This window comes from Haloarcula nitratireducens (assembly GCF_019599505.1).
This window is the reverse complement of record NZ_RKLT01000001.1, coordinates 822,409-840,601: the sequence shown is the minus strand read 5'-3', so window position 1 is coordinate 840,601 and position 18,193 is coordinate 822,409. Positions and strand designations below refer to the sequence as shown.

Annotated in this window: 14 protein-coding genes; 9 read left to right on the top strand and 5 right to left on the bottom strand. The window is 65.6% G+C overall.

Going from position 1 to position 18,193, the window contains the following annotated elements; all coding sequences use genetic code 11:
- Positions 1-507: 507 nt before the first annotated feature.
- Genes glpK through EGH23_RS04290 form a run of 3 tightly spaced genes read left to right on the top strand, consistent with a single transcriptional unit; the run spans position 508 to position 4,372 of the window.
- Positions 508-2,040, top strand: a complete 1,533-nt coding sequence (glpK, locus tag EGH23_RS04300; RefSeq protein ID WP_220578777.1) for a glycerol kinase GlpK — start codon at positions 508-510, stop codon at positions 2,038-2,040.
- 3 nt (positions 2,041-2,043) lie between these two features.
- On the top strand, positions 2,044-3,138 hold the full coding sequence (locus EGH23_RS04295; protein ID WP_220578776.1) for a DUF7973 family transport facilitator: 1,095 nt from the start codon (positions 2,044-2,046) through the stop codon (positions 3,136-3,138).
- Between the two features lie 58 nt (positions 3,139-3,196).
- Entirely contained in the window at positions 3,197-4,372 is a 1,176-nt protein-coding gene (locus EGH23_RS04290) for a Cdc6/Cdc18 family protein (protein ID WP_220578775.1), read from the top strand.
- Position 4,373: 1 nt separating this feature from the next.
- On the opposite strand, the gene EGH23_RS04285 is transcribed toward EGH23_RS04290, so the two are convergent.
- The 3 genes from EGH23_RS04285 to kdgK1 form a co-directional block, all read right to left on the bottom strand.
- A complete protein-coding gene (locus EGH23_RS04285; protein WP_220578774.1) occupies positions 4,374-5,345 on the bottom strand; it encodes an ROK family protein in 972 nt (323 codons plus the stop codon).
- Positions 5,346-5,401: 56 nt separating this feature from the next.
- Complete coding sequence (gene pyk, locus EGH23_RS04280) at positions 5,402-7,162, bottom strand: pyruvate kinase (protein WP_220578773.1); 1,761 nt, start codon at positions 7,160-7,162, stop codon at positions 5,402-5,404.
- Positions 7,163-7,281: 119 nt separating this feature from the next.
- Entirely contained in the window at positions 7,282-8,241 is a 960-nt protein-coding gene (kdgK1, locus tag EGH23_RS04275) for a bifunctional 2-dehydro-3-deoxygluconokinase/2-dehydro-3-deoxygalactonokinase (RefSeq protein WP_220578772.1), read from the bottom strand.
- A gap of 160 nt (positions 8,242-8,401) precedes the next feature.
- Here kdgK1 and EGH23_RS04270 point away from each other — a divergent pair, with 160 nt between their 5' ends.
- The 3 genes from EGH23_RS04270 to EGH23_RS04260 all read left to right on the top strand — a co-directional run bounded on the left by EGH23_RS04270 (position 8,402) and on the right by EGH23_RS04260 (position 12,214).
- Positions 8,402-9,757, top strand: a complete 1,356-nt coding sequence (locus EGH23_RS04270) for an ABC transporter substrate-binding protein (protein WP_236044610.1) — start codon at positions 8,402-8,404, stop codon at positions 9,755-9,757.
- A 2-nt stretch (positions 9,758-9,759) separates the two neighbouring features.
- Complete coding sequence (locus tag EGH23_RS04265) at positions 9,760-11,670, top strand: PDC sensor domain-containing protein (protein ID WP_220578771.1); 1,911 nt, start codon at positions 9,760-9,762, stop codon at positions 11,668-11,670.
- 67 nt (positions 11,671-11,737) lie between these two features.
- Complete coding sequence (locus EGH23_RS04260) at positions 11,738-12,214, top strand: hypothetical protein (protein WP_220578770.1); 477 nt, start codon at positions 11,738-11,740, stop codon at positions 12,212-12,214.
- 182 nt (positions 12,215-12,396) lie between these two features.
- On the opposite strand, the gene EGH23_RS26795 is transcribed toward EGH23_RS04260, so the two are convergent.
- Positions 12,397-12,519, bottom strand: a complete 123-nt coding sequence (locus tag EGH23_RS26795; RefSeq protein ID WP_268899411.1) for a hypothetical protein — start codon at positions 12,517-12,519, stop codon at positions 12,397-12,399.
- Positions 12,520-13,898: 1,379 nt separating this feature from the next.
- Here EGH23_RS26795 and EGH23_RS04255 point away from each other — a divergent pair.
- Both EGH23_RS04255 and EGH23_RS04250 read left to right on the top strand, forming a co-directional pair.
- The gene (locus tag EGH23_RS04255) at positions 13,899-14,321 is read left to right on the top strand and encodes a DUF5805 domain-containing protein (RefSeq protein WP_220578769.1); all 423 of its coding nucleotides are present in this window, start codon (positions 13,899-13,901) and stop codon (positions 14,319-14,321) included.
- On the top strand, positions 14,318-15,358 hold the full coding sequence (locus EGH23_RS04250) for a tyrosine-type recombinase/integrase (protein WP_220578768.1): 1,041 nt from the start codon (positions 14,318-14,320) through the stop codon (positions 15,356-15,358). The genes EGH23_RS04255 and EGH23_RS04250 overlap by 4 nt, the downstream gene beginning before the upstream one ends.
- A 545-nt stretch (positions 15,359-15,903) precedes the next feature.
- On the opposite strand, the gene EGH23_RS04245 is transcribed toward EGH23_RS04250, so the two are convergent.
- A complete protein-coding gene (locus EGH23_RS04245; protein WP_220578767.1) occupies positions 15,904-16,680 on the bottom strand; it encodes an HpcH/HpaI aldolase family protein in 777 nt (258 codons plus the stop codon).
- A gap of 394 nt (positions 16,681-17,074) precedes the next feature.
- On the opposite strand from EGH23_RS04245, the gene EGH23_RS04240 reads away from it, so the two are divergent.
- Positions 17,075-18,172: a Gfo/Idh/MocA family protein gene (locus EGH23_RS04240; RefSeq protein ID WP_220578766.1), complete on the top strand. Its 1,098-nt coding sequence runs from the start codon at positions 17,075-17,077 to the stop codon at positions 18,170-18,172.
- The last annotated feature ends 21 nt before the right edge of the window (positions 18,173-18,193 follow it).

The following is an 18,193-nucleotide window of genomic DNA, read 5'->3' as shown; positions in this document are numbered from 1 at the left end:
CACGAGACGGGCGATATCTGACCGAAGCAGATCGTCGATACCGAGGCCACTTCGTTACCGTCGGTCTCCTACCGCGGATAACCGACGCCGATGTTCACCGGTACCGCGACTCTCCTCAGACGCCGGTAATCCCCTCCGAACGCGCCGTTCCGGAGATCTCGCTCAGGCATTCCCCTGTTTCACCTCGGAAGAGTCGGTCGTCTCTCGGCTTCCTAGGAAAGATTGAGCCGCGCTCACGGGGTGCGTGACCCGACCGACGCACAGACCGGCGTTCGAAGACCCACAACGGTTCGGCCCCGCGCTGTCGGCCGCTTCTGGAACCTGTATCGCGGATACGTCGCCTTCGTGGGCTACTGCCTTCGCTCGAAAAGTGGTGGGAACGACTGCGCCGGACGAATTTTATGCATAGTCGGCATTCGTCAGTAATCTTTATAATGATTCACCATATTGTTTACCAGTAAGGCAAGGCCCTCGGTAAACAAGGTTTGCCCGACGGAGTACATACGAATGACAGACACGTACGTCGCCTCGATAGATCAGGGAACGACAGGCACGCGGTTCATGGTGTTCGACCACAGCGGACAGGTCGTCGCCAACGCCTACGAGAAACACGAACAGATCTACCCGGAACCGGGCTGGGTCGAACACGACCCGATCGAGATCTGGGAGAACACGCAGGACGTCGTCCGACAGGGGCTCGAAGACGGCGGCATCGATGCGAGCCAACTCGAAGCGCTGGGCATCACGAACCAGCGCGAGACGACCGTCGTCTGGGATAAAGAGACCGGGAAACCCGTCCACAACGCCCTGGTCTGGCAGGACCGCCGGACCACCGACCGCGTCGAGGAACTGCAAGAGGCCGGGAAAGTCGACGAGATCCGCGAGAAGACGGGGTTAGAAGCGGACGCGTACTTCTCGGCGACGAAGACCGAGTGGATCCTCGACAACGCCGAACCGCTGAAGATGCAGAGCGCTCGCGGCGAGAGCCTCCGCGACCGTGCCGAGGCCGGCGAACTGATGATGGGGACGATCGACGCCTGGCTCATCTACAACCTCACGGGCAACCACATCACCGACGTCACCAACGCCTCCCGGACGATGCTGTACGACATCCGGGAGATGGAGTGGGACGAGGAACTCCTCGAAGAGTTCGGCGTTGACGAGTCGATGCTGCCCGAGGTACGGCCCTCGTCGGACGAAGAGTACTACGGCCACACCGACCCCGACGGCTTCCTCGGCGAGGAGATCCCCGTCGCCGGCGCGCTCGGCGACCAACAAGCGGCGCTGTTCGGCCAGACCTGCTTCGACGCGGGCGACGCCAAGAACACCTACGGCACCGGCTCGTTCTATCTGATGAACACCGGCAACGAGGCGGTCGCGTCCGACCACGGGCTGCTGACGACCATCGGGTTCCAGATGTCCGGCGAACCCGTCCAGTACGCGCTGGAAGGGTCGATCTTCATCACGGGTGCGGCCATCGAGTGGCTCGAAGACGTCGACCTGATCAACAACGCCGCGCAGACGGCGGAACTCGCTCGCTCGGTCGACTCGACGGACGGCGTCTACATGGTGCCCGCGTTCACCGGTCTCGGTGCGCCTCACTGGGACGGGCGCGCACGCGGGACGATAGTTGGGATGACCCGCGGGACCCGCAAGGAACACATCGTCCGCGCGACCTTGGAATCGATCGCCTACCAGACCCGCGACGTCGCCGAGGCCATGGAGGCCGACTCCGGCGTCGAGATGACGTCGCTGCGCGTCGACGGCGGCGCGGTCAAGAACAACTTCCTCTGTCAGCTCCAATCGGACATCATCCAGACGGACATCGCTCGACCGGAAGTGGACGAAACCACGGCACTCGGTTCGGCCTACGCCGCCGGGTTGGCCGTCGGGTACTGGGACACGGTGGACGAACTCCGAGACAACTGGCAGATCGACCGCGAGTTCAGCCCGGAGATGGACGCCGAGAAGGCAGACAAGATGTACAGTCGATGGGACGACGCCGTCGAGCGCTCGCTCGACTGGGCGCGGGAGGAGTGACCGATGGCGATCGTCTTCGGCCTCACGGCTATGGACATCCTGGTCCTCGTCATCGCCTCGTTCGCCGGCGGCGCGTTCGGAGCGTCCATCGGGGCGCTGCCCGCGTTCATCTTCACGGGCTTCATGGTCCTCGTCGGCGAGGCGGGTAACGTCGTCTCGGACGGGTTCGTCGGCGGCTCGCCCGACGTCATCGCCGGCGCGGCCGGCGGCTACGGTGCAGGAATCGTCGGCCCACTGGCTTTCGGACCGGTGTTCGGCCCGCACGTCGCCTTCGCCGGCGGCGTCGCCGCCGCGGCTTACGCCGCGAAAAACGACGGCATGCCGGCACCGGACGACGGTGACTACCACCCCGCGAAGGACATCGCCTACGCCCTCGGCACCCGACCCGACATTCTTGCCGTCGGCGGCGTCTTCGGCGTTCTCGGGATGGCGATTCGCCAGACGTCCGGCGGCCTCGGAATCCCGATCGACCCGCCCGCGGCGGGCGTCGTCCTCTCCGCGATCGTCGCGCGACTCGTCTTCGGCTATCCAATCGTCGGCAAGGTGCGCGGCAGCGGCCTCTTCGACATGACGCCCTTCGAGGGCGGAAAAATGCGGATGGAGCAGGTCGACGGCGAGGAAGTCACGGCCGACGGCGGGTACAGCGCGAAGCGACCCGCAGTCGAACCGTGGCTCCCCCACCAGTACGAGTGGAGCCACGTCGTGATGATCGGCCTCGTCACCGGTATCCTCGGGGCGTACATCTTCGCCAAGACCGGGAGCCTCTTCATCCCGTTCGGCATCTCGGCGGCCAGCCTCCTCTTCCTGAACCTCGGCGTCGAGAAGTTCCCCGTCACCCACCACATGACCCTGCCCGCGACGTTCGTCGCGAGCATGGCGATGACCGACGGGTCCCCCGTGGTCGTCGCGCTCGTCCTCGGCGCGCTCTTCGGCGTCCTCGGTGCGGTGTTCGGCGAGGTCTGGCAGCGCGTCTTCTACGCGCACTCGGACACGCACTTCGACCCGCCCGCGGCCTCGATCGTCACCACGACGTTCATTCTCGGACTGCTCGCCATCGCCGGCGTCTTCACGACGGCCGCAGCGGTCCCGCTCCCGTAATTCACACCTCTTTTTGTTTATCAGTGCGTCTGCTACACATCGACGATTCGAACTAAGCATGGACATCGAAGCGAGGATCAAGCGACGACAGCGCCGAAACGGGCACCCGCGTCTGATACAGGACTACGAGTCCCTCTCGCCCGTCGCACACATCGACGAACCGGCCGACCGCGGCCCGGTCCTCGAACGGTTGCTCGACCACTTCGACCCCGTATTCGACGGGAACCTCCCCCCGAACGCGTACGTGTACGGTCCCGCCGGCTCGGGGAAGTCCGCCGTCGTCACGGCGCTGTTCTCCCACCTCGACCGCCTCCCGTCGGAAACGCGCGCGGTCATCCAGACCAGCACGCGCGCGCAGACGCCGACGTCGCCGGCGTTCGTCTACGTCGACGCCCGACGGACCGCCAGCGAGTTCGCGTTCTATCACGCGGTGCTGGACGCCCTCGTCGACGAATCGGTGCCCGAACACGGCATCGGGACCGACAGGCTCCGCGCCCGGCTCGACGATCGGCTGACCGGGTCACGGGCCGGGGTCGTGATCGCGGTGGACCACGTCGGCGAACCGCGAAGCATCGACGAGGGGGACCTCGTCGACCGCTTCGCCGGTCTCCCGAGTAACGTCAGTTGGCTGGCCATCGGCCGGGACGACCCCGAGGAGACCGACCTCACCGGCTACACGGCGGCGTCGATACACGTCGACCGCTACCAGCGACAGATGCTGGTCGACGTCCTGATGACGCGGGCGTCGCTCGGCCTCTCACAGCAGGCCCTCGACCACGGCCTCGCCCGGTCGATCGCCGAGTGGGCCGAGGGCAACGCGCACGACGGCCTCACGGTGTTGTTCGTCGCGACCGACCACGCGAGCGAGGCAGGACGCGCGCGGCTCACCGAGGCGGACGTCGAGCGGGCGATCGACGAGATGCCGCAGCCCTGTATCTCACTGGGCGTCGTTCTCGGGCTCCCTGCGAACAGACAGGCGGTACTGCGGGCGCTCGTCGACGTCAGCCCGGAAGACCGGTCCTCGGTGACGGCGACCACCGCCGCCATCAGCGAGTCGTCCGCGGTCGACCTCTCGGAGGGCACCGTCAAACGGTTCCTCTACGAGATGGCCGAGGCGGGCGTCGTCGAGCGGGTCCAATCGGAGGCGCGACACGAACAGGGCCGACCGCCCAGTCGGGTCGTCCCCCGGTTCCCGCCGACGGCGTTTCGCCGGCTGTACGACCTCCGACAGTGAGCTAGACGCCCTTCGCCGGGTCACCGGTCCCGTCGGTGAGCGCCGACGCGAGCGCCCCGCGGACGCCGACGTCGTCGCCGAGGTTGGTCAGCTGGATGTCGGGGATGTTCGACATCACCATGTCGTCTAAGCGGTCTCGGATGGGATCTAACACCTGCTCGGGGTTGTTCATCGCGACGGCACCGCCGACGTAGATGACGAGCGGCGCGTAGGAGTGGACCATGTTGGCGACGCCGATGGCGTTCCAGTGACAGACCTGTTCTAAGACGTGGGACGCGAAGTCGTCCTCGCCGGCGTACTCGAAGACGTCGGCGGCGCTGAACCCCTCGGTGTCGAGCGGCAGCGCCGTCTCGACGGGGTCCTCGCGGTGGAGGCGCGTGGCGTATCGGGGGATGTTCTCGCCCGAGCAGTACGCCTCCCAGTGCCCGTCGTGACCGCAGCCACAGGTCATGAACCCGTGCGGGTCGATGGTGAGGTGGCCGACCTCGCCGGCGTTGCCGTCCCATCCGCTGAGGACGTTGCCGTCGACGACGACGCCCGCGCCGACGCCCGAGGAGATAGTCAGGTAGATCATGTCGTCGGGGTTGCGGTCGGCGTAGAAGCGTTCGCCGATAGCGCCCGCGTTGGCGTCGTTGTGGAGGTACACCTTGGACGTGCCGAGCAGCTTCTCGACGGGGCCGGTGAGCGGGATGCGGTCGATGGTGTCGGGGAGGTTCGCCGGGTTCTCGACGATGCCTTCCGCGAGGTCGAGCGGGCCGAACGAGCCGATCCCGGCCGCGACGACGTCGGTGGGCTCGACGTCGGCCGCCGCACAGGCCTCCCGCAGCGCGTCGAGGACCGCCTCGGTGACGGCGATCCCGTTCGGCCCGCGCGGCGTTTCCGTCTTGTACGACGATATCGGCGTTCCGGACTCGTCGCCGATGATGGCCCGGATGTGCGTCGCACCGAGGTCGACCCCAGCGTATGTGCCCATGTTGCTGGGGAAGTCGCTCTTGCGCTACTTAATTGCACATATTCGTCCCGCCCGTGCTATCGCACGTCGTCCAGGCGCTCTCGGCCGACGGCCTCCTCGTAGACGACGCCGCGTTCGGCGTCGAGCGTGATGACGGCGCCGTCCTCGACGTCGTCGGGGAGACGGGCGTCGGACACCATCGGGATGGAGAGCTCCCGAGCGACGATGGCGGCGTAACTCGTGATCCCCTCGTGGGCGTCGACGACGCCGCCGACGCGGCTCGTATCGCCGGTGAACTCCCCGTCGAACCCCTCGGGGATCGAGAGGATCGCGCCGTCCGGGGCGTCCGTGAGGTCGCCGTCCTCGACGTGATACACCGGGCCGGTCACCAGCCCGGAGACGACCGACCGGCCGCTGACCAGCGTCTCGGCGGCGACGTGGACCTTCAGCATGTTCGCCGTGTTCATCCCGTCCAGTTCGGTCATCATCCCCGAGAGGACGACGACGGTGTCACCGCCCTCGGCGGCCCGGGTGTCGAGGGCCGCCTGCACGGAGGTCTGGATGATCGCGTCGGCTCCCTCGTTGGTGTACTTCGTCGTCACGGGGGTGATACCCCACGAGAGGGCGAGCTTGCGCCGCACCCGCTCGTTGGGCGTCGAGGCGACGATCGGGATCGACGGGCGGTACTTCGCGGCCTTGAGTGCGGTGTAACCGGACTCGGAGGCGGCGACGACCGCGGACGCGCCGATGTCCCGCGCGAGGAAGCGGGCCGACCGGGCCAGCGCGTCGGTCCGCGTGTCGCCCGCGGTCGGGACGCGCTGTTCGCGCGACTCGGCGTACTCGTCGCTCTCCTCGACGTCGCGGACGATTCGGTCCATCGTCTCGACCACGCGCGCGGGGTGGTCGCCGATGGCCGTCTCGCCCGAGAGCATCACGGCGTCCGTGCCGTCGAGGACGGCGTTGGCCACGTCGGAGGCCTCCGCGCGGGTCGGCCGTCGGGAGTGGACCATCGAGTCCAGCATCTCCGTGGCGGTGATGACCGGCACCCCCGCCTGGTGGCACTTGCGGATGATGCGCTTCTGGATGATGGGGACGTCTTCGAGGGGGCACTCGACGCCGAGGTCGCCGCGAGCGACCATCACGCCGTAGGCGGCCTCGATGATCGAATCGAGGTTCTCGACGGCCCCCGAGCGCTCTATCTTCGCGATGATGGGGATGTCGATACCCCGTTCCTCCATCGCCTGGCTGATCTCGTAGATGTCCTCGCCGTCGCGGACGAACGAGGCGGCGACGAAGTCCGGTTCCTTCTCGGCGGCCACGTCGAGTTCCCGCTCGTCGTTCTCGGTGATGGTCGGCAGGTCCAGCTCGACGCCGGGGACGTTGACGCCCTTCCGCGCGCCGAGTTCGCCGCCGTTCTCGACGTGTGCGAAGACCACTTCGTCCTCGATGCGTTCGACGGTGGTCTCGATGCGGCCGTCGTCTAAGAGGACGCGGTCGCCGGGTTCGGCGTTGGTGATCGACTGCGAGAGGCCGATCTCCTCGGGGGTCGCTTCGTCGCCGACGACGAAGCGGACGGTCGTCCCCTCGACGAGTTCGATGGGCTCTCGGACCGGCGCGGTCCGAACTTCCGGCCCGGGCATGTCCAGCATCGCCGCGACCGGCGAGTCGACGGCGTCGTCGACTTCGCGGATGCGGTCGATCATCTCCCGGCGGTGCTCGGGAGATCCGTGGCTGGCGTTGAGCCGGGCGACGGACATCCCGGCCTCGGCGAGCGCCGCGATCTTGTCGACGGATTCGCTCGCGGGACCCAACGTACAGACGATTTTCGCGTTACGCATCGGCACAGTCACCCGGGAAAAACGGCAGTGAACGCGCGTTTCGGTTGTTCATAGGAGTGGCTAGCGAGGGAGGGGATAAGAAGGTTGGCGGATAGCGAAAGGAGTTCTTCGCGACCGAGTTACCGCGAGATCGCGCTCGTGTCGCCCGCGATGACTTCTCGGACCTCGTCCGGCGAGACGACGGCGATATCGCCGGGGACGGAGCGCTTGAGCGCCGCCGTCGCCGCGCCCCACTCGAGCGCGTCGGGGACGGACTCGCCCGCGAGGTACTGCGAGAGGAAGCCGCCGACGAAGGAATCGCCCGTCCCGACGGGGTAGGCGTTCGACGCCTCGTAGGTCGGCTGCTCGTAGACGTTCCCGTCCGCGACGGCGAGGGCACCCTCCGCGCCGCGGGTGACGAGCGTCACGTCGAACCCGTAGTCGTCGGCCAGCCCGCGAGCGACCGCCTCGGCGTCGCCGTGGCGCTCCAAGACGAGCTCGGCGTCTCGCCGGGCGACGACGAGCACGTCCACGTCGGGGAAGAGATCGGTGAGAACGGCCTTCGCCTCGGCGGGCTCCCAGAGCTTCGACCGGTAGTTCAGGTCGAAACTCGTCACCGTGTCGGCGTCCTGCGCGAGCGAGAGGAGGTCGGCGGTGGTCGCTTCGAGCGTCTCCGAGAGCGCGGGCGTGATACCGGTCGTGTGGAAGCCGGTAGCCGTCTCTATCTTTTCGGTCGGCAGTTCGGCCGTCTGTGCGGTCGTCACGCTCGCGCCCGCGCGGTCGTAAATCACTTCGTTACCCCGCGGCGGCTGGCCCTGTTCGAGGTAGTACGTCCCCTGTCTGCTCTCCTCGGAATCGTCCCACGCGATATCGGTGGTGACGCCGTGATTGCGGAGTTCTCCGACGACGCGCCGGCCGACCGGCGAGTCCGGTAGTTTCGAGGCCCAGACGGCGTCGAGGCCCAGTCGCTGCGCGGCGACGGCGACGTTCGACTCGGCCCCGGCGGCACGGACGTTGTACTGGTCCGCGGTCTCTAACCGTTCCTCGTCCGGCGGAGAGAGCCGGAGCATCGTTTCGCCGAACGTGACCAGGTCTGTCATGTGCCTCTCTCGTAGTCGACCCGGTATAAATCCACGAGAGACGACTGTCCGCGCTCCGGGTGTAACTGTGCCGTAATATTCGAACCAATACCTCCTAATTTGGTCTGTAACTATCGATATTCTCCAAAGGCTTTTGTACCACTATTTTACACAAGTGTCTATGGGTCGTAGGCAAGCGAGTGGCGGGAAACCCCTTTCTCGGAGACGATTTATTCAGGCGGCGGGGGTGTCCGGCGTCGCCGGGCTGGCCGGCTGTGGCGGGGGCGGCGGTGGCGGCACCCCGACCGCAGAACGCATCGGTAACTACCCCGTGACGGGTGAGACCGTCGCGTTCGGCTTCAACGTCGCGCGGTCGGGACCGTTCTCGACGACCGGCGAAGAGGAGCTTCGGGGGCATCGCCTCGCGGTGAAACACATCAACGAGGGCGGGGGCTGGGTCGATACGCAGTACTCCGGTCAACTGAGCGGCGACGGGTTGCTCGGGAAGACCGTCGAGCCGGTGGTCGGTGACACCGAGAGCGACCCCGACGCCGCTCGCGCCTCCGCGACGTCGATGATCGAGAACGACGAGATTATCATGCTCTCCGGCGGGTCGACCAGCGACACCGGTCTCGCACACCAGCGACTGGCCGCCGAGAAGGAGGTCATCTTCATGGCGACGATGACGCACATCGATACGCTGACCGGGGCCTCCTGTAACCGGTTCACGTTCCGCGAGCTGTTCAACGGCTACATGACGGCGAAGGCGTTGAAACCCGTTCTCGTCGACGAGTACGGCGAAGACGTCGATTTCTTCCAGATATACTCACGGGACGACTGGGGGAGCGCCCAGCGGGACCTGATGAAGCAGTCGCTTACGGACGCCGGCTGGACGCCCGTGGGAACGCTGAGCGCTCAGCTCGGAACGCGCGACTTCAGTCAGTACGTCCCCGACCTCGAGAACGCCAGCGAGGACGTGCTGATCCTCAACCTCCGCGGCCTCGACGCCGCGAACGCCGTGCGAGCGGTTCGAAAGGCGTTCCCCGAGGAGAATATCGTGATCCCGCTGTACACGCGGGCCGTCGCACAGACCGCGGGCGGGGCGATCGAAGACGTCATCGGGACCATCGAGTGGGATCCGTCGATCGAGACGCCCCTCTCGGAGGAGTTCCGGTCCGCGTTCAGCAGCGAGTACAGCGGCGGAACGGGGTCGGCATCGTCGTCGATCCCGTCGGGACCGGCTCACGTCGCGTACACGCAGACGCTGCAGTACGCCTACGCGGCCCAGAAGGCGGGGACGTTCGACCCGAACGAAGTCATCTCCGCGCTGGAGGGACTGGAGTACGGAGCCGGTATCGGGTCGGAGACGCTGCGGGCGTGCGACCACCAGTCCATGCGGCCGGTGCCGGTCGTCCGCGGACGCCCCGGCGACCGGCAGGCGTTCGGACGGTACTACAATCTGATAAACACGACGCGGGACGCGATGTACCCGTGTAGCGAGGGTCCGGCGGCGGAATGTTCGCTGGGCGGTAACTGACTATGAGTTCACAGGATACGACTTCGGCAGGGGAATCGGGAATCGACGACACCGACGGCGGCCTCGCAGCGACGGTCGTCCCGAACGCGATTCGCCGGAACTTCGCACTGAAGTTCGCTATCGTGCTGATGGTCATGGCGCTGTCGGTGGGCGCGATCGGGCTGTTCGCCACGGGACAGATTCAGACCTACACCGAGACGCAGGTGACCGACGAGTACCGGGGGATCGCCCAACAGGAGGGCGACATCATCGAGCAGTGGTTCGAACGCAACCGCCTGTCCGCCCAGTTCGTCTCCTCTAGCGGCGTCTGGGCCTCCGGCGACACCGAGGACCTCCGGGCGGAGCTCCGGAATCGGGAGGCGGGGCTGTCCGCCGACGTGGCGGACGTCCACCTCGTAGAACGACAGATCACCGGGACGTCTATCGTCGCCAGCACGTCGCTGAGCGCCGGAACGAACGTCTCGGACGTGCGTCGCGGCTGGACGAACGGACCGGCGTTCGACCGCGCGGGCGAAGTCGTCAGCTCCGACGTCTACCGGACCCAGACCGGGCCGGTCGTCGGGTTCATGAGTCCCGTCGACGCGACGCAGAACCGCTACATCGTCATCGAGTACTCCCTTTCGGACATCACCGAGTCCCTTCAGGGGTCCGAACGGGCGGCGGGCGGGTTCACGCAGGTCGTCAACGCGTCTAACGTCGTGATGTTCGACGAGCCGACGGGCGAGAACAGCGGTATCGGCGAGGACACGCTGCGGCCGTACGCCGAAAGCGACCGCGCGCTCCAGCCTATCAGCGCGGCCAACGACCTGCGCGGTGGCGAGCGAGAAGCCGGTGTCGTCGCCGCCATGCCGGCCGGTTCCGTCCTCGACGAGCGGTACACCGTCGGCTACTCGCCGATAGCGGGGACCGACTGGGTCGTCCTCGTTCACGCGCCGTACTCGGCCGTTTTCGGGTTCGTCGAGAACGTCCAGCTATACGGGCTCGTCGGCACGGCGCTGATGGTGCTGCTCATCGGCGGCGTCGGAGCCGCACTCGGGTACAACACGGCGACGTCGATCGACCGCCTCACGCGCAAGACCGAGCAGATGCGACAGGGGAACCTTGACGTGGATATCTCCACCGGCCGCATCGACAACGTCGGTCGGCTCTACGCCGGGTTCGGCGACATGCGCGACGCGCTCAAACAGCAGATCGACGACGCCGAACGCGCCCGCAAGGAGGCGGAGGTGTCCCGCGCCGAGGCGATGGAGATGAACAGCTACCTCCAGGAGAAAGCCGAGGAGTTCTCCGACGTGATGGAGGCCGCCGCCGCCGGCACCCTCACCGAGCGGATGGAAACCGACGGCGAAAACGAGTCGATGGACCGCATCGCGGGCGAGTTCAACGGCATGATCGCCGAACTGGAGAAGACGCTGGGCCAGCTCAAGAGCTTCGCCGACGAAGTCGCGGAGTCCGGTGATGTCGTACTCACGAGCGCCGAGTCGGTTCGAGACGCATCAGAACAGGTCGCAGAATCCGTCCAGATGATCTCCGACGACGCTTACGACCAGAAAGAGCGCCTCCGGGACGTCTCCGAGGATCTCGATCACCTCGTCGAGACCCTGGAGCAGGTCGAGGCGGAGAACCCCGACGTCGACCTGGGGAGCTCCGTCGGGCAGTTCCGGGCGACGGCGACCTCGCTACAGGAGGCCGCGGACACCAGCGAAGACATGATGGCCGAAGCCGAGAACGTCGCCGGTGCCGCAGAGGAGCAAGCCGCCGAGCTCAACGAGGTCTCCTCCCGCGCCGAACAGCTCAAGCGCTACGCCCAGCCGCTGGGCGACATCCTGAACCGCTTCGAGACCGAGGCCGAACACGAGTTCGTCTTCTCCGGCGGTCCCTCGCAGGGACTGGCCGAGAACGACGACCGGTAGCCGCCCGCCGCGCGATCGACTTTTCCGCTCCGGAACCGATTTCCCACGGCCCCGAGTAGCTTCGGCGATGCCCACCGACGATACGGGCGACCCGACCCCCGAGGACTACGCCGAGTACTGCCAGACGCAAGCCGCCCTCCTCGCCGGCCGGATAGAGACGATGCGCGAGGACGTCGACGAACTGCTGGCGGACGTCGAGGCCGAGACCGCGGCGGTTCGCGAAGAACTCGACCGGGCGAAGACGGACTCGCCGACCGGCCCGACGTCGCCCGACGCCGGCCGCGATCCCGAGGCGGACGTCGAAGCCATCGAGGCGAAACAGGAGACCATCCGAGAGAAACAGGCCGCGATGGAGACGTACCGCGATCTCGCCGACGGCTACGCCGATCTCGCGGAGCGGCTGTCAGACCAGACGTTCGACGCGAGCGAGGCGCTCGTCGAAGTCGTCCGCTTCGAGACCGAGCGCGATGCCGCCGCGTGCTTCGACCGGACGACGCTCGCCGAGACAGTCGCCGACGCCGCCGAAGACGAGCAGAGCGAGTGAGCGCGCGACGTGGCTCCGTTCTCTGCGACAAATCAAATTTCCCATCTCCGTTCCGCCGAACGCGGCTATGTTTGATATAGCACTCTACAATTTATGCGGCTGGGGCGCGACAGACTATCCCGATCCAATCGGGTTGATATTTTGTCACTACGCCCGCCTCGACCGAGGAGAACGGCCGCTGACTACGATTCGAATGTATAGCCGATCAGATACTTGACGAGATAGAAAGAGCCGACGAGTCCGACCAGCATCACGACGAGGACGATGACGACCATGTAGAGGCGGACGAGAGCGGGGTCAGCCATCGATACCACTTCTCCTCGCCGCGGCCGGTTTCGGGGCTGCCGAGTCCATACGTCGCGCTATCGCTCGGAGACGGGAAGCGATTTCGGATTACGCACCCTGGGCGATTAAACGACGAACTCGCGCGAACAGGGTGGTCTCTCTCTCTTGTAATCGTCCATGAGGACCTACGGTTACCACTGCTACTCTCGCTACAGACTCGAAGTCATCGTTCGGCGATCGGATATGTACTCGACTCTCAGAGACGTCGCTGCTCGCTCGAGGTCCGACCACGCGTCTCGATGGGGTTCACGAAGGTGGCTAAGCAGTACGACGTATATTCCTTTGTGGGAAAGTATTTCTCTGGCTGACATCCCGTTCCGTACGTAGAGTTGGCTGAGAACAGGGTATTCGACGGTATGGCGGGCAAGAGTATATCGAGATCTGACGTAGAGTTCGACTTCCGATGAACGGCGACGAGCGCAGCGAGAGCGCTCGAGGGGACGCCGAGACGATCGATCGCATGATCGATCGCATGAGAGCACCGTAACGTCCCGCAACGTCACTTCTAACGACGAGAGCACGGAAGACGACGGTGGGTTGAGAAGCGAGAAGCGATCTCCCGGTCGACGGGAGGCCGCCCGTCGGGTTCGTTCGGACTTCCGCTTCGCGGCAGCGGTGCGTCGCTGCTCGGATTCGACGTCCATCTCTAAGGCGTGGCTCGAGTTCGTTCTACGCCTAACGCAGCTGGCATCTATCAGTTACCGGTCTATCTACGGCTGTTCGCTTCCGAACCACTCCGACAGCGTCGGCGGTAAATCCGCCGAATAGATCCATCGGGATCTCACTCTTCTCTGGCCGCGGGAAGAGAATACGATTGGCCGACCCCCGAAAGAACAGATGGAGGCGCCACCGATGGTAACGGATACCGCGCATATCGTGAACCAGATCACGGTAAGGGAGCGGTCACTGGAACGGTCCACACGAGCGTCGAGGACGGCCCGTTCGGGACGGTATCCCATCGCCGAGAATGGGGGACAATTCTCGCCCGAAAAGCCGACCGCCAAGGGACGCCTTCTACAGTCCTCCGTGAAGTGCACCGCTAAACGAGTATCAGTAACCCTATCTCGATCAGAGCGGAACACGACCGATCGATCCAGGGGGGGACTCGAACTGCGATCGAAGCGCGACGAGTCGATCTCCGTCCACTCGACTTCGAACTGAGTCGATGTTTAGATGCGTGCGTATGGCCCCATCAAAATCCGCGACGCCGTCGCCTGCTTAGATTTATTTGTGTATATGCGCCCAGGATCTGGCATACTACAGTACTAGCCACCCAAATAAGGGCATTTATCCGTGCGTATGGGAGTAGATTGAAGTGAGCGCGCAGAGAGGTGACGATATGGCAGCAGACGGCGAAGGCGACGAGCGGACCTCCGTTCGGACGTACGTGCCAGCCTATCAGAAGGAACTGTGGCGCGAACACGCCGACGAACTCGACATGAGTCAGAGCGAGTTCGTCCGGACGATGGTGCAGGCGGGCCGTAGCGGTTTCGAACCCGCCGAATCGAACGCTACGAGCGAGACCAGCGAACGACCCACATCCGAGGAACCCCCTTCTCCCGACGCAACCCCTGGGGTCGACGGGTTGAAAGACCGTGTCCAGGCGGTTCTCGCTGACGGCGAGCCTCACGACTGGGACGAACTGCTCGCGGAGCTCACCGACGACATCGAGGAGCGTCTCGACCGGACGCTCCAGGAGCTCCAGTCGTCCGGCCGGGTCCGATACAGCGGCCGCCACGGGGGGTACGTACTCGACGAATGAGTTCTGATGCCGCCGACGCTACGGACGAGGAGGACCCGATCGCGTACTTCCTCGACGACATTACCTACCACGGTAAGAGCGACCGGACTCGAGCGTTCTACGAGCGAGTACTGCGGGACTTCGAGGTGTTTCTCACCGAGGGAAGTCGACCGGTCCCCGTCGCAGAGGCGTCACATCGGGACTGCATGGCGTACGTCCACGGGCTCCGCGGCGAGAAGAGCGAGAGCACGATCGCGACGTACGCCTCGTATCTCCACCGCTTTTTCGCCTACATGATACAGATAGGGACGTTCGAATCGAACCCGATGGCGCTGGTCGTCGAGGAGATGGACGAATCGATCAACACGGACCCGACGCGCCGGGAGATCGGCGTCGCGCCGATGCGAGAGTTCGTTTCGGCCGTCCGCCATCCGCTCGAACGGGCCGTCGTCGTCACGCTGCTCAAGACCGGGATACGCGTCGGCGAGCTGTGTAACTTAGACGCTCGGGACGTCCACCTCGAAACTCCCGGACCACGCCCCGACGTTCCCGTTCGCGCCGGGCTAGACGGCCGCCCCGACTCGATGTACGTCTCGGCGTCGCCGTCTCGCGGGCAGGTCTCTAACGGCGAGGAGCGAACCGCCTCGAACAAGCGCAAGCGGGATACGACGATACCGATAGACGGAGAGCTCGCCCGCGCCCTGCGGCACTGGCTGGCGATTCGGCCGGATACGCGCTCCGCGGCGACGCCGTTGTTCGTCTCGACGAGCGGCGAGTGGGGGGCACGTCTCACACCCGATATGGTGCATCACCTCGTCGAGACTCACGCTCGGGACCGAGGCTGGTATCGAGACGGCGGCGGTGCCGAAGAGAACGTCACGCCCCACTACTTCCGGCACTTCTTCACGACGCACCTCCGCGACCGCACCGGTGACCGCGGGGTCGTCAAGTACCTCCGGGGTGACGTCGCACAGGACGTCATCGATACGTACACGCACGACTGGGGCGACCGGGTTCGGGACGTCTACGAGGCGAATATCTACTCGTTGCGGATCTAGCGCTGTATTCTGTCGTTCTCACTCCAACCGATTTCTGGGCCGTGGGAGACGAGTAAATCTTATATTGCTATATAGAACTGCGATGAATACCTCCGAATCGCACTGAACGAGCTTTCGGGAGAGACGAAAATATCGATAGTACGTTCGTTATTCGGATATCATCTCATCAAATACGGCCCGAAAGCACGGTGAGACTGCAGTCTGCGAGGTGGGACAGAAAGCGTTCGCAGGTGACGAACGAACTCCTCGTTTCTCCGGGAACAGCAGCCCCGCGCGATCTCCGGGAACAGAGCGGTCTGAGTCGCGTCGATCCGGAAAGACGAGCCGGGTTACTTAGGCGTGGTTCTCACCGACTTCGGAGATCTGTTCGGCGATTCCGAACGGTCTGGCACCGTCGTCTGACGGGGGCTCTGCTGTGCCGACCAGCGGCGAGAGTCGCGTTCACAAGTGACCTCTGACGGCCTGTGAGACTCCGCGGCGAGTCCCCCACAGCGACGGGCGACTATCGGTGCGGGCGATGCTGGAGAAGCGACGTGCGACGGCCATCAGTCGGTCGAGGCAGCGGCCTCGTCGTATTCGTCGATCGCCGTCTCGATCCCGTCCATCAGCAACGAGACGTCCTTCCCGGCGATGAGGAAGTCGAACCCCTGGGCGACTCGCTTGGGGACGTCCCGAACATCGACGGTGAGTGTGCCGACGGGGACGTCGGCAGCGTTGCCAGCGCGGACGACGGCTTCGAGCGCGTGGTCGAACTCCTCGGAGTGCCACTCCCCGAAGAGATCGAGGGCCGCCGAGAGGTCCGCGGGACCGACGAACAGCGCGTCGATGCCGTCCACGCGCGCGATCTCCGCGACGTTGTCGAGGCCCTGCTGTGTCTCGATCTGCGCGACGGTCAGAATCGAACCGTTGGCCGTCTGGACGTACTCTTCGAAGTTGCGCCCGTAGCCGGTCGCGCGACTCCCGGCGATACCGCGAATCCCATCGGGGGGATAGCGGAGCGCGCGGACGAGCGTCCGTGCTTCCTCGGCTGTGCCGATCATCGGGGCCATCACCCCGGCGACGCCGATGTCGACGATCCGTTTCAGCCTGACCGGATCGTTCCACGGCACGCGAACAACCGTATCGGTGTCGCCCTCGGCGGCGTCCACGCCGCGGGCCATCCCCTCGACGGTCTCTAAGCACATCGTCGTGTGTTCCATATCGACGAGGACGAAGTCCACGTCGAGTCCGGCGGCCGCCTCCGCTACGGTGGGGTGCCCGATGGAAAGCCACGTTCCGAGCGGCTGATCGAACGCTTCGATGGCGCGCTTGATGTCGGTCATATCACGCCCTCGGGACGATCGACGCGGCTGGACCTAGCGCTACCGGCGAACCTGGATAGTGCATGGTATTATCTACCGTTACAATTTCAGGCGGGACTACAAAAGCGTTGAGGGTCGGTCGCGAACGAAGCGACTCCCGCCCCGGCCACGAGAGGGCCGCTTCGGGCGGCCGTCCGAATGCCGACGACCTAACGGGTAGTCAGCGGCTACCGCCGCGGCTGCGCACCGTCGTGGGGACCGGATCGCGAGTTCGTCGTCGCACGGGCTAGGTTTTTGCCGTCGGGCGTCGCAGTACGACTCGTATGACCGGACCGATTTCCGGCGAGAGCGCCGGGTTTCGACGGCCGAGCGTGCCGAAAACGACCGCGCCGAGAGCGGACGGGAGGCGATACCCGTGACCTACGACGTCGGCTTCGTCGGGTACGGACTGATGGGGAAAGCCCACGCGAACGCGCTCGCTCGCCTGCCGATGTTCTTCCCGGACGCACCGGCGACGAACCGGCGGATCATCGCCGGCCGGGACGAAGACGCGCTGACCCGGGCGGCGGATCGGTACGGGTTCGACCGGACGACGACGGAGTGGCGGGACGCCATCGACGAGGTGGACGTCCTCTACAACCTCACGCCGAACGACCTCCACTCCGAGCCGTCCATCGCGGCGCTGGAAGCGGGCGTCCACGTCCTCTGTGAGAAACCGCTGGCGTCGACGCTCGACGCGGCCGAGGAGATGGTCGAGGCCGCGGCGAACTCGAACGCCCGGGCCGCCTGCGCCTTCAACTATCGGTACGTGCCCGCGGTGACGCTGATGAAGCGGCTGGTCGAGGAGGGCGCACTCGGCGAGATCCGGCACTTCCGCGGGACGTACTTACAGGACTTTCAGGCCGACCCCGAGGAGTCGTGGATCTGGCGCAACGACGCCGACGTGGCGGGCTACGGGCGCGTCGGTGACGTCGGCGCGCACACGATCGACCTCGCCCGGTGGCTCGTCGGCGACGTCGAGCGGGTGGCCGGGACGCTCTCCCGGTTCGTCGAGGAGCGGCCGCATCCCGACGACGGGACGCCGACGCCGGTGACGACGGACGACGCCTACGGCGCGCTCCTGCGGTTCGAATCCGGCGCGCAGGGCGTCATCGAGGGCTCGCGCGTGGCGACCGGTCACAAGAACACCAACGCGATAGAGATAATCGGCACCGACGGTGCGGTCAGGTACGACGTCGAGCGGTTCAACGAACTCGGGCTCTGCGGTGCGGGGGATCGGGGGTTCCAGCGAATCAGCGTCACGGAGCCGTCGGATCCCTACATGGACGCGTGGTGGCCCGCCGGTCACGGTATCGGGTGGGAACACTCGTTCGTCCACGAGAACTACGAGTTCCTCACCGCCGTCGATGCCGACGAGAGTTACGAGCCGAACTTCGCCGACGCCTACGCCGTCCAGACGGTCGTCGACGCTCTCGTCGAGAGCGACGAGAGCGGTTCGTGGACGACGGTCTGAACCGGTATCACGACGGTCGGC

Excerpts from the sequence above, each read along its gene's own strand:
- glpK (WP_220578777.1), top strand. The coding sequence starts at position 508 with ATGACAGACACGTACGTCGCCTCGATAGATCAGGGAACGACAGGCACG.
- EGH23_RS04295 (WP_220578776.1), top strand. The coding sequence starts at position 2,044 with ATGGCGATCGTCTTCGGCCTCACGGCTATGGACATCCTGGTCCTCGTC.
- EGH23_RS04290 (WP_220578775.1), top strand. The coding sequence starts at position 3,197 with ATGGACATCGAAGCGAGGATCAAGCGACGACAGCGCCGAAACGGGCAC.
- EGH23_RS04285 (WP_220578774.1), bottom strand. The coding sequence starts at position 5,345 with ATGGGCACATACGCTGGGGTCGACCTCGGTGCGACGCACATCCGGGCC.
- pyk (WP_220578773.1), bottom strand. The coding sequence starts at position 7,162 with ATGCGTAACGCGAAAATCGTCTGTACGTTGGGTCCCGCGAGCGAATCC.
- kdgK1 (WP_220578772.1), bottom strand. The coding sequence starts at position 8,241 with ATGACAGACCTGGTCACGTTCGGCGAAACGATGCTCCGGCTCTCTCCG.
- EGH23_RS04270 (WP_236044610.1), top strand. The coding sequence starts at position 8,402 with ATGGGTCGTAGGCAAGCGAGTGGCGGGAAACCCCTTTCTCGGAGACGA.
- EGH23_RS04265 (WP_220578771.1), top strand. The coding sequence starts at position 9,760 with ATGAGTTCACAGGATACGACTTCGGCAGGGGAATCGGGAATCGACGAC.
- EGH23_RS04260 (WP_220578770.1), top strand. The coding sequence starts at position 11,738 with ATGCCCACCGACGATACGGGCGACCCGACCCCCGAGGACTACGCCGAG.
- EGH23_RS26795 (WP_268899411.1), bottom strand. The coding sequence starts at position 12,519 with ATGGCTGACCCCGCTCTCGTCCGCCTCTACATGGTCGTCATCGTCCTC.
- EGH23_RS04255 (WP_220578769.1), top strand. The coding sequence starts at position 13,899 with ATGGCAGCAGACGGCGAAGGCGACGAGCGGACCTCCGTTCGGACGTAC.
- EGH23_RS04250 (WP_220578768.1), top strand. The coding sequence starts at position 14,318 with ATGAGTTCTGATGCCGCCGACGCTACGGACGAGGAGGACCCGATCGCG.
- EGH23_RS04245 (WP_220578767.1), bottom strand. The coding sequence starts at position 16,680 with ATGACCGACATCAAGCGCGCCATCGAAGCGTTCGATCAGCCGCTCGGA.